The organism is Rhizobacter sp. Root1221 (genome assembly GCF_001425785.1).
GTDB lineage: Bacteria > Pseudomonadota > Gammaproteobacteria > Burkholderiales > Burkholderiaceae_C > Rhizobacter.
Genome location: NZ_LMDI01000012.1, coordinates 371,776 through 382,230 on the forward strand (window position 1 = coordinate 371,776; position 10,455 = coordinate 382,230).

General features: G+C 66.7%; 10 protein-coding genes, 3 tRNA genes and 1 pseudogene. 12 read left to right on the forward strand and 2 right to left on the reverse strand.

What is annotated here, in order from left to right; all coding sequences use genetic code 11:
• The first annotated feature begins 18 nt into the window (after positions 1-18).
• Positions 19-1,365: an adenylosuccinate lyase family protein gene (locus tag ASC87_RS11525; RefSeq protein ID WP_056661158.1), complete on the forward strand. Its 1,347-nt coding sequence runs from the start codon at positions 19-21 to the stop codon at positions 1,363-1,365.
• Positions 1,366-1,483: 118 nt separating this feature from the next.
• On the forward strand, positions 1,484-2,155 hold the full coding sequence (gph, locus tag ASC87_RS11530) for a phosphoglycolate phosphatase (protein ID WP_056661161.1): 672 nt from the start codon (positions 1,484-1,486) through the stop codon (positions 2,153-2,155).
• Positions 2,156-2,158: 3 nt separating this feature from the next.
• Here gph and ASC87_RS11535 read toward each other — a convergent pair whose 3' ends face one another.
• Positions 2,159-2,743, reverse strand: a complete 585-nt coding sequence (locus ASC87_RS11535; protein WP_056661164.1) for a chalcone isomerase family protein — start codon at positions 2,741-2,743, stop codon at positions 2,159-2,161.
• Positions 2,744-3,123: 380 nt separating this feature from the next.
• Between ASC87_RS11535 and trpE the strand changes: the two genes are divergently transcribed.
• The 5 genes from trpE to ASC87_RS11560 are packed head-to-tail and all read left to right on the forward strand — an operon-like array spanning position 3,124 to position 7,767.
• Positions 3,124-4,608 (forward strand): anthranilate synthase component I, encoded by a 1,485-nt coding sequence (gene trpE, locus ASC87_RS11540; protein ID WP_056661167.1) that lies wholly within the window; start codon positions 3,124-3,126, stop codon positions 4,606-4,608.
• A 1-nt stretch (position 4,609) separates the two neighbouring features.
• Positions 4,610-5,200, forward strand: coding sequence for an aminodeoxychorismate/anthranilate synthase component II (locus ASC87_RS11545; RefSeq protein ID WP_056661170.1), 591 nt, complete (start codon positions 4,610-4,612; stop codon positions 5,198-5,200).
• Position 5,201: 1 nt separating this feature from the next.
• Complete coding sequence (gene trpD, locus ASC87_RS11550; protein WP_056661173.1) at positions 5,202-6,242, forward strand: anthranilate phosphoribosyltransferase; 1,041 nt, start codon at positions 5,202-5,204, stop codon at positions 6,240-6,242.
• Complete coding sequence (gene trpC / locus ASC87_RS11555; protein WP_056661176.1) at positions 6,239-7,027, forward strand: indole-3-glycerol phosphate synthase TrpC; 789 nt, start codon at positions 6,239-6,241, stop codon at positions 7,025-7,027. The genes trpD and trpC overlap by 4 nt, the downstream gene beginning before the upstream one ends.
• The gene (locus ASC87_RS11560; RefSeq protein ID WP_369820753.1) at positions 7,024-7,767 is read left to right on the forward strand and encodes a uracil-DNA glycosylase; all 744 of its coding nucleotides are present in this window, start codon (positions 7,024-7,026) and stop codon (positions 7,765-7,767) included. The genes trpC and ASC87_RS11560 overlap by 4 nt, the downstream gene beginning before the upstream one ends.
• 7 nt (positions 7,768-7,774) lie before the next feature.
• On the opposite strand, the gene ASC87_RS11565 is transcribed toward ASC87_RS11560, so the two are convergent.
• Entirely contained in the window at positions 7,775-8,371 is a 597-nt protein-coding gene (locus ASC87_RS11565) for a hypothetical protein (protein ID WP_056661179.1), read from the reverse strand.
• Between the two features lie 161 nt (positions 8,372-8,532).
• Here ASC87_RS11565 and ASC87_RS11570 point away from each other — a divergent pair.
• From ASC87_RS11570 to tuf, 5 genes and pseudogenes are all read left to right on the forward strand, one after another.
• A tRNA-Tyr gene (locus ASC87_RS11570) sits at positions 8,533-8,618 on the forward strand.
• Between the two features lie 74 nt (positions 8,619-8,692).
• Positions 8,693-8,766 (forward strand) — tRNA-Gly (locus ASC87_RS11575).
• 102 nt (positions 8,767-8,868) lie between these two features.
• A tRNA-Thr gene (locus tag ASC87_RS11580) sits at positions 8,869-8,943 on the forward strand.
• A gap of 82 nt (positions 8,944-9,025) precedes the next feature.
• Positions 9,026-9,250 (forward strand): annotated as a pseudogene (locus ASC87_RS31780) (GTP-binding protein); the annotation flags it as partial.
• A 7-nt stretch (positions 9,251-9,257) separates the two neighbouring features.
• The gene (gene tuf / locus ASC87_RS11585; RefSeq protein ID WP_056661182.1) at positions 9,258-10,454 is read left to right on the forward strand and encodes an elongation factor Tu; all 1,197 of its coding nucleotides are present in this window, start codon (positions 9,258-9,260) and stop codon (positions 10,452-10,454) included.
• The last annotated feature ends 1 nt before the right edge of the window (position 10,455 follow it).

The following is a 10,455-nucleotide window of genomic DNA, read 5'->3' on the forward strand; positions in this document are numbered from 1 at the left end:
CCTCCAGAGGAACCCATCATGTCAGCCACCATCATCGACTCGGCCATCTTCCAGGGCATCTTCTCCAGCGATGAGATGCGTCACGTGTGGTCCGACGAGAACCGCACGAAGAAGTACCTCGACATCGAGTCCGCGCTGGCCAAGGTGCAGGGGCGCCTGCGCCTCATCCCCCAGGAAGCGGCCGACGAGATCGTCAGCCACTGCCACCTCGACCAGATCGACATGGCGAAGCTGCGCCTGCAGACCGAACGCATCGGCTACCCGATCCTCGGGGTGGTGTCGCAACTCAACGCGTTGTGCCGCGACAAGCTCGGTGAATACTGCCACTGGGGCGCCACGACCCAGGACATCACCGACACGGCCACCGTGTTGCAGATCCGCGAGGGTCTCGACATCGTCGACCGGGAGCTCGCTGCCATCTCCGCCGCGCTGGCCCGCCACGCGAAGGTGCACCGTGACACCCCGATGATCGGCCGCAGCAACCTGCAGCAGGCCATTCCGGTGACCTTCGGCTACAAGATGGCAGGATTGCTCTCTGCCATCGAGCGCCACCGCGAACGGCTGACGCAACTGCGTGAGCGGGTTCTCGTGGGCGAGTTCGCCGGGGCTGCCGGCACGTTGGCTTCGCTGGAGAGCGGGGCGATGGAGACGCAGGCGGGGCTGTGCGCCGAGCTCGGCTTGAAGCAGCCGGTGATCGCCTGGCACACGATCCGCGACAACATCGCGGAGGTGGGCACGTTCCTCGGCCTGGTGGGCGGCACGCTCGGCAAGCTCAGCATGGACGTGAAGCTCATGATGCAGACCGAAGTGGGCGAGGTCTACGAGCCGTTCGCCCATGGCCGCGGGTCCTCGAGCACCATGCCGCAGAAGCGCAACCCGATCTCCAGTTGCTACATCCACGCAGCCATCTCGGTCGTTCGCCAGCATGCGGCAGCGCTGATGGACGCGATGGTCGCCGACCACGAGCGTTCCACCGGCCCGTGGGAGATCGAATGGATCGTGCTTCCCGAGGCCTTCTGCCTCATGGCAGGCGCGCTGAAGCAATCCCGCTTCGTGCTCGAAGGCCTGGAGGTCGATGCCGAAGCGATGCGCCGCAACATCGACATGACCCAGGGGCTCGTGATGAGCGAGGCGGTGATGATGGGGCTGGGCCGCTACATCGGCCGCGAGTATGCGCACGACCTCGTGTACGACATCTGCCGCGAGACGGTGAAGCAGCGCCGTCCGCTGCTCGACCTGCTCGCCGAGCATCCCGAGATCAGCCCGCACCTCGATCGTGCCGCGCTGGCCAAACTGTGCGACCCCGCCAACTACCTGGGTCAGTCAGGGGTGATGGTCGACCGGGTGCTGGCCACCCTGCGCTGAACTTCTTGCCATGTGCATCCGATACCGACTCCAGTAAAGTGCGAGGTGCCGTCACGAAGCCTGTGCGTTTGCAATCTCTGCTCGCGAGCGGTCGTGGGGTGAACTCAATTTCGAAGTTGTGAACGCCATTCAGTCCAACCAGCCCCGCTTCGCTGCCGCCATCGTCGACCTCGACGGCACGATGGTCGACACCCTCGGTGACTTCCAGGTGGCCCTCAACGCCTCGCTGGCCGACCTGGGGGCCGAGCGGGTCGACCGCACGTTCATCGAGCAGACGATCGGCAAGGGCTCCGAGCACCTGGTGCGCCAGACGCTGGCCGAGGTGGGCGCCCCGGCCGGCCGCTTCGATGAAGCGTTCGAGCGGTACCAGCACCATTACCAGCGCATCAACGGCAAGTACGCCAACGTGTATGACGGGGTGGTGGAAGGGCTCGTGCGCCTGCAGGCGAGCGGGCTCAAGCTCGCATGCCTGACGAACAAGCCGTTGGCGTTCGCCCGCACGTTGCTCGAACAGAAGGGCCTCGCCCCGTTTTTCCAGGTGTGTTTCGGCGGCGACAGCTTCGAACGCAAGAAGCCCGACCCGCTGCCGCTCCTGCGCACCTGCGACGCGCTGGGGGAGGCGCCGTCACGGGTGCTCGTGATCGGGGACTCGGTGAACGACGCGCTGGCCGCGCGTGCCGCGGGCTGCGAGGTGGTGCTGGTGCAGTACGGCTACAACCACGGCCAGCCGGTGGCCGATGTGGACTGCGACGGGGTGATCGACCGGCTGGACGCCGTGGCGATCGCCTGAACGTCAGTCCGCCGTTCGGCCCAGCAGGTTTTCCTTGAGCAGCGAGTCGGCGGGCGACTTGCCCAGCCAGATCTTCAGCAGCGCCGAATAGAACTCGGGTTCCTTGATGGGCTGGCCGGCCACCTTGCCGTTCACGGTGATGACCGTGCCGGTGCCGGGCACCCAGTCGACCGTGAACGAGTCGCCGGCGCCGAGCTTCTTGTACTGGAAGAAGATGTCGCTCATGGCCATCACACCCGCCACCGACTTCGAGAACTCGTCGCGCGGTGCGTTGTCTTCCATGCCGCGCGCGAACAGCTTGCCGAGTTCGGCGGCGTTGATCTCGCGCAGCATCACGATGTGCATGCGTTTCGGGCCCGGCTGCGCGATGACGGCGTCGGGCGTGGTGGCCTTGGCCGGCAGGTACAGCGCGGCCGTGTAGACCTTGAAGATGGCCTTGAGCCGCAGGCCCGCGCCGTTCAGCTGCAGCTTGCTGTTGGCCACCTGGGCCGTGTCGTCGTACTTGACGCCGGCCACCGTGACGGGTGCGGCAAGGCTGGTCAGCGGGAAGGCCAGGGCCAGGCTGGCGGCAATGAAAAATCGACGCATCGCGGAGGCAATTCCATCAGGTTGAACGAACGGCTCCGGCCAAAAGCGGCCAGGGTGCAAACGATTGTGACAGCAGCCGGGCCGCGGCACCCCCCGGGTTTGTGGGGCCTGCGCTGCGAAACCTGGCGACTCTGCCGAGCCTGCTACACTTTTTCGATGTTCATCGCGCGCAAGCAAACCAAAGGGTCGCACGACCGGGGAGCCTGGCCCTGGCGGGGCCGGACCACGCTGGTTTGAGTTTGCCGCGGGCGCGTCTCGGGTTCCCTTGGCGGATCCACGGTGCCCTCCGGCGTCATCGGCAGCCAACAGGCTGCCCCTTGCCGATCAATCACACGCGGGCGCGCATTGGCCGCCCGCCGGGCCGTGGAGGGCCCTGACCCGTGATCACCCAATCCGAATTCAATCGCCTGGCCGAAGAAGGCTACAACCGCATCCCGTTGACGGCCGAAGCCTTCGCGGACCTGGAAACCCCCCTCTCGCTGTACCTGAAGCTCGCCTATGGCGCGGGCGGTGGCAAGAACAGCTTCCTGCTCGAATCCGTGGTGGGCGGCGAGCGGTTCGGCCGCTACTCGTTCATCGGCCTGCCGGCGCGCACGCTGCTGCGGGCCACGGGCTTCAAGACCGAGGTGGTGACCGACGGTGTGGTGGTGGAAACCGCCGAAGGCAATCCGCTCGACTTCATCGCGGGCTACCAGCAGCGGTTCAAGGTGGCGCTGCGCCCGGGCCTGCCCCGGTTCTGCGGCGGCCTGGCCGGCTACTTCGGCTACGACGCGGTGCGCTACATCGAACACCGCCTCGCGCAGTGCCGGCTGCCCGACCGCCTGGGCACCCCCGACATCCTGCTGCTGCAGTGCGAGGAACTGGCCGTCATCGACAACCTGTCGGGGCGCCTGCACCTGATCGTCTACGCCGACCCGGGCCAGCCCGATGCATACACGAACGCCCAGCGCCGCCTCGCGCAGCTGGCCGACAAGCTGCAGGAGAGCGTGGTGGCTCCCAGCGTCAAGCGCGGCCCGGTGCAGCCGGTGACGCGCGGGTTCGCGAAGGACGACTACATCGCCGCCGTGCTGCGGGCGAAGGACTACATCGCCGCCGGCGACATGATGCAGGTGCAGGTGGGCCAGCGCATGGAAAAGCGGTTCACCGAATCGCCGCTCAGCCTGTACCGCGCGCTGCGTTCGCTGAACCCGTCGCCCTACATGTACTTCTACGACATGGGTGACTTCCAGATCGTGGGCGCATCCCCCGAGATCCTGGTGCGCCAGGAACACACGCCCGAGGGCGACAAGGTCATCATCCGGCCGCTCGCCGGCACCCGCCCGCGTGGCGCCACGCCCGAGGAAGACAAGGCCCTCGAGGTGGAGCTGCAGGCCGATCCGAAGGAACGTGCCGAACACGTGATGCTGATCGACCTGGCCCGCAACGACATCGGCCGCATCGCGAAGACCGGCAGCGTGAAGGTCACCGAGGCGTTCGTGGTGGAGCGTTATTCGCACGTGATGCACATCGTCAGCAACGTGGAAGGGCTGCTGAAGGACGGCATGACGAGCCTCGACGTGCTGCGCGCCACCTTCCCGGCGGGCACGCTCACCGGTGCGCCGAAGGTGCGGGCCATGGAGATCATCGACGAGCTGGAGCCCGTCAAGCGCGGCATCTACGGCGGTGCGTGCGGCTACCTGAGCTTTGCCGGCGACATGGACGTGGCCATCGCGATCCGCACCGGCATCGTCAAGGACGGCATGCTGTACGTGCAGGCCGCGGCGGGGGTCGTCGCCGATTCGGTGCCGGAGCTGGAATGGAAGGAAACCGAGGCGAAGGCGCGCGCGCTGCTGCGCGCCGCCGAACTCGTCGAGGAGGGCTTCTGACATGCTGCTGATGATCGACAACTACGACAGCTTCACGTTCAACCTGGTGCAGTACTTCGCCGAACTGGGCGAAGACGTGCGCGTGTTCCGCAACGACGAGATCACGCTCGAAGGCATCGCCGACCTGAAGCCCGCCCAGCTGGTGCTGTCGCCCGGGCCGTGTTCGCCGGCCGAGGCGGGCATCTGCGTGTCCGCCATCCGCGAATTCACCGGCAAGCTGCCCATCCTGGGTGTGTGCCTGGGCCACCAGGCCATCGGTGCCGCGCTGGGCGGCAACGTGATCCGCGCGAAAAAGCAGATGCACGGCAAGACCGACGTCATCACCACCGACCGCAAGGGCGTCTACACCGACCTGCCCGAGCGCTTCACGGTGATCCGCTACCACTCGCTCGTGATCGAGCGGTCGAGCCTGCCGGCGTTGCTGGAGATCACGTCCACGTCCCAGGACGACGAGATCATGGGGGTGCGCCACACCGAACTTGCCGGCACGCCCACCCCGCTCGAAGGTGTGCAGTTCCACCCCGAGTCCATCCTGACCGAACACGGCCACGCGATGTTGAAGAACTTCCTGAACAGCACCCGGGGGCACTGAGATGGCGATCACCGACACCCAGGCCCTGCAACGGGTCATCGAACACCGCGAGATCTTCCACGACGAGATGCTGGCGCTGATGCGCCGCATCATGACGGGCGAGATGTCGCCGGTGATGATCGCCGCGCTGGCCATGGGCCTGCGCGTGAAAAAGGAAAGCATCGGCGAGATCACGGCGGCCGCGCAGGTCATGCGCGAGTTCGCCACGCCCGTGGCCATCCCCGACAAGACGCACCTCGTCGACCTGTGCGGCACCGGGGGCGACGGCGCGCACACGTTCAACATCTCCACCGCGGCCATGTTCGTGGCCGCCGCGGCTGGCGCGCGGGTGGCCAAGCACGGCGGGCGCAGCGTGTCGTCCAGCACCGGCAGTGCCGATGTGCTGGAGGCGCTTGGCGCGACGGTGAACCTGTCGCCCGAAAACGTGAGCCGCTGCCTGGACGAGACCGGCATCGGCTTCATGTTCGCACCCAACCACCACGCGTCGATGAAACACGCCGCACCGGTGCGCAAGGAACTGGGGGTGCGCACGCTCTTCAACATCCTCGGCCCGCTCACCAACCCGGCCCAGGCGCCCAACCAGTTGATGGGGGTGTTCCACCCCGACCTGGTGGGCATCCAGGTGCGGGTGCTGCAGCGCCTCGGTTCCGACCACGTGATGATCGTGCACGGGGTCAACGGCCTCGACGAGATCTCGATCTCCGGCGAGACGCTGATCGGAGAGCTGCGCGGCGGCGAGGTGCATGAGTACGCGTTGCACCCGAGCCAGTTCGGCATGGCCACGGCCGACATCTCGGCGCTCAAGGTGGCCGGCAAGGACGCTTCGGTACGCTGCATCGAGCAGGCCCTCGGCAACGAAGCTGGCCCGGTGCGCGACATCGTGCTGCTCAATGCCGGCGCCGCGCTGTACTGCGCCAACGTGGCCGGCTCCATCGCCGACGGCATCGAGCGCGCCCGCGACGCCGTGGCGTCGGGCCGCGCACGTGCCAAGCTGGCCCAGTTCGTCCAGGCCACCCGTCAACTCCAACCTCAACAGCCATGAGCGACATCCTCGACAAGATCGTGGCGGTCAAGCGCGACGAGATCGCCACCGCCCGCCGCCACCGCGACCTGCTGTCGCTGCGCCGCGACGCCGAAGGCCGCACGGATACCCGCGACTTCGTGGGCAGCCTGCGCGGCCAGATCGCCGCCGGCCGCGCTGCCGTCATCGCCGAGGTGAAAAAGGCCAGCCCCAGCAAGGGCGTGCTGCGCGAGCACTTCGTGCCGGCCGACATCGCGCAGAGCTACGAGCGCCACGGCGCCGCCGCACTCAGCGTGCTCACCGACGTGCAGTTCTTCCAGGGCCAGGCCGCCTTCCTCGAACAGGCCCGCGCCGCGTGTGCGCTGCCGGTGCTGCGCAAGGACTTCATGGTCGACGCCTACCAGGTGTTCGAGGCCCGCGCGATGGGTGCCGACTGCATCCTGCTGATCGTCGCCTGCCTTGACGACGCGCTGATGGCGGACCTGGAGGCGCAGGCCCACGCGCTTGGCATGGCGGTGCTGGTGGAAGTGCACGACGGGGCCGAACTCGACCGCGCGCTGAAGCTCAAGACACCACTCGTGGGCATCAACAACCGCAACCTGCGCACGTTCGAGGTCACGCTCGACACCACGGTCGGCCTGCTGCCGCGGGTGCCGCCCGACCGGCTGCTGATCACCGAAAGCGGCATCCTCGGCCGTGCCGACGTCACCCGCATGCGCGAGGCGAACGTGCATGGTTTCCTCGTGGGCGAGGCATTCATGCGCGCTCCCGACCCGGGCCAGGCCCTGGCGGACCTGTTCGGTTGAACGCGCTGCCGTTGTTCCCCGAGGCTGGACGCCTGGCCGAGCCGCTGTCGGCACTGCTTGACCGCGTGCCCGACGGCTGGCGCCCGGTGGTGGCGCGGTGGCGGGCCTCGGCGGCTGGCCAGGCGCTGGTGGCGTACGTGGACGCGCGGGTGGCGGCTGGCGCCACCGTGTACCCCGCCGAGGTGTTCCGTGCGCTGGAACTGACCGCGCTGCCGGACGTGAATGTGGTCATCGTAGGCCAGGATCCGTACCACGGCCCGGGCCAGGCGCACGGCCTGGCGTTTTCGGTGCCCGCCGGGCAGAAGACGCCGCCCAGCCTGCGCAACCTGCTGGTGGAACTGCGCCGCGACCTGGGGGCGGCGCCCGCCGGCAACGACCTGTCGGGGTGGGCGCGCCAGGGCGTGCTGCTGCTCAACACCTGCCTGACGGTGGAAGACGGCCAGCCCGCAAGCCACGCCCGCCAGGGCTGGGAAGCGCTCACGGAGCAGTTGCTGCAGGCGGTGGCCTCGCGGCCATCGCCCTGCGTGTACCTGTTGTGGGGCGCGCACGCCCAGCGGTTCGAGGGGATGATCCGCGCGGCCGTGCCCGAGGGCGGCCCGGCCCCGCTGGTGCTGATGTCGAACCACCCGTCGCCGCTGTCGGCGCGGCGGCCGCCGGTGCCCTTCCTGGGCAACGGGCACTTCGGCGAAGCGGCGCGTTACCTTGCGGCCCACGGCCGGCCCATCGACTGGGCCGGGTGATCCGGGGTCAGAAGAAGTAGTAGACGCCGTAGATGCCGCCGTGGGCGCCATCGAACTTCTGGCCGCGGTACGTGCCGTCCTTGCCGGTGAACTTCTCGTTCACGTAGCGCAGCTTGATCCCGACGCGCTGCCACGGGAAGTATTCGCCTTCGAGGATGAAGCCGGTGTTCGACTTGAAGTTGGAGTCGAAACCGCCCACGGCGCCGTCGGACTCGACGCGCACGTCGAGCGACTTGCGCAGCCCGGCGCCCAGGCGGAACGACGGGGCCACGCTCACGTAACCGATCAGTTCGAGCGGCACTCGGCTGAACGTGTAGTCACCATTGGTGCCGTTGGCCGAGTCGAAGTGGTAGCCCACGCTCGCCTGCCCCGAGAACGGGCCGGAGATGAGGAAGTCGACGCCGCCGCGGAAGTCGACCAGGCCGCTGGCGCGCACGTCGCTGGTGGTGCCATTGCTGAAGTCGAACGACTCGAGCTTGTCGCCGCCGAAGGTGAGGCCGAAGCCGACGAACGGCCGCACGTCGGCGCCCGGCCGCTGGTTCTGGGCCTGGGCGGCACCGGCCATCAGGAGGGCGGTGCCGAGGACTGCGATGGTTCTTTTCATGGGGAATCGCTTTCGTGATGACAGGGAATCGGGCTTGCGATTATCGAGGCCCACCGGGCGTCAGGGGCTCTAAATCGCGTGAGGAAAGTCCAGCCGGTGCGCGAATCGCGTCGACCGATTGCCAGCCAGCTTCAGACGATGTATAGTCCCGAGTTCGCTGCGGAGGGGTGGCCGAGTGGTTAATGGCAGCAGACTGTAAATCTGCCCTCTTACGAGTACGCTGGTTCGAATCCAGCCCCCTCCACCACAGCGCCAGTTTCGAGAGAGTGGTGTTCGACTCCCGCAAGGCCGCCCGAAAGGCAGTTTGCGTGAGGCTCCCGGGCGGGAGTAGTTCAATGGTAGAACCCTAGCCTTCCAAGCTAATGACGCGGGTTCGATTCCCGTCTCCCGCTCCAGAGGTTGCAGAAGGTGTTTGGTCAGGCGTGGCGCTTGCCCGCACAGGCTTGGTGGTCGTGATCACCAAGCCTGTGTCGGTATCGTTCAGATAGAGATACTTGGCCCATATGGCTCAGTGGTAGAGCACTCCCTTGGTAAGGGAGAGGTCGCGCGTTCGATCCGCGCTATGGGCACCAATTTGTTAGACCCTGTGGACCTGTTTGTGACTGTGTCGCCCGGTCCCGGGTGGCGGTCGACGTCGACGGCAAGGAGCAAAAAATGGCAAAAGGCAAATTCGAGCGGACCAAGCCCCACGTGAACGTGGGCACCATCGGTCACGTGGACCATGGCAAGACGACGCTGACCGCCGCGATCACGACGGTGCTGAGCAAGGCCTTCGGCGGTGAAGCCAAGGCCTACGACCAGATCGACGCGGCGCCGGAAGAAAAGGCRCGTGGCATCACGATCAACACGGCTCACGTCGAATACGAGACGAAGAACCGCNGGGGCGATGGCGTCGCTGAATCCAAAATTCGAGCGGACCAAGCCCCACGTGAACGTGGGCACCATCGGTCACGTGGACCATGGCAAGACGACGCTGACCGCCGCGATCACGACGGTGCTGAGCAAGGCCTTCGGCGGTGAAGCCAAGGCCTACGACCAGATCGACGCGGCGCCGGAAGAAAAGGCRCGTGGCATCACGATCAACACGGCTCACGTCGAATACGAGACGAAGAACCGCCACTACGCCCACGTCGACTGCCCCGGGCACGCCGACTATGTGAAGAACATGATCACGGGTGCCGCGCAGATGGACGGCGCGATCCTGGTGTGYTCGGCCGCTGACGGCCCGATGCCGCAAACGCGTGAGCACATCCTGCTGGCCCGCCAAGTGGGCGTGCCTTACATCATCGTGTTCCTGAACAAGTGCGACATGGTCGACGACGCCGAGCTGCTCGAGCTGGTCGAAATGGAAGTGCGCGAGCTCCTGGACAAGTACGACTTCCCGGGCGACGACACGCCGATCATCCATGGTTCGGCCAAGCTGGCGCTGGAAGGCGACAAGGGCGACCTGGGCGAAGGCGCGATCATGAAGCTGGCCGACGCCCTGGACACGTACATCCCGACGCCGGAACGTGCCGTTGACGGCGCCTTCCTGATGCCGGTGGAAGACGTGTTCTCGATCTCGGGCCGYGGCACGGTGGTGACGGGTCGCGTGGAGCGCGGCATCGTCAAGGTCGGCGAAGAAATCGAAATCGTGGGCATCCGCGACACGCAAAAGACGACCTGCACGGGCGTTGAAATGTTCCGCAAGCTGCTGGACCAAGGTCAAGCGGGCGACAACGTGGGCATTCTGCTGCGCGGCACGAAGCGTGAAGACGTGGAGCGTGGCCAAGTGCTGTGCAAGCCGGGCAGCGTGAAGCCGCACACGCACTTCACGGCCGAAATCTACGTGCTGAGCAAGGAAGAGGGCGGCCGCCACACGCCGTTCTTCAACAACTACCGTCCGCAGTTCTACTTCCGCACGACGGACGTGACGGGCGCTGTTGAGCTGCCGGCCGACAAGGAAATGGTGATGCCTGGCGACAACGTCAGCATCACGGTCAAGCTGATCAACCCGATCGCGATGGAAGAAGGCCTGCGCTTCGCCATCCGTGAAGGTGGCCGCACCGTCGGCGCCGGCGTGGTTGCCAAGATCATCGCCTGAT

Excerpts from the sequence above, each read along its gene's own strand:
- trpC (WP_056661176.1), top strand. The coding sequence starts at position 6,239 with ATGAGCGACATCCTCGACAAGATCGTGGCGGTCAAGCGCGACGAGATC.
- ASC87_RS11535 (WP_056661164.1), bottom strand. The coding sequence starts at position 2,743 with ATGCGTCGATTTTTCATTGCCGCCAGCCTGGCCCTGGCCTTCCCGCTG.
- ASC87_RS11545 (WP_056661170.1), top strand. The coding sequence starts at position 4,610 with ATGCTGCTGATGATCGACAACTACGACAGCTTCACGTTCAACCTGGTG.
- ASC87_RS11565 (WP_056661179.1), bottom strand. The coding sequence starts at position 8,371 with ATGAAAAGAACCATCGCAGTCCTCGGCACCGCCCTCCTGATGGCCGGT.
- trpD (WP_056661173.1), top strand. The coding sequence starts at position 5,202 with ATGGCGATCACCGACACCCAGGCCCTGCAACGGGTCATCGAACACCGC.
- ASC87_RS11525 (WP_056661158.1), top strand. The coding sequence starts at position 19 with ATGTCAGCCACCATCATCGACTCGGCCATCTTCCAGGGCATCTTCTCC.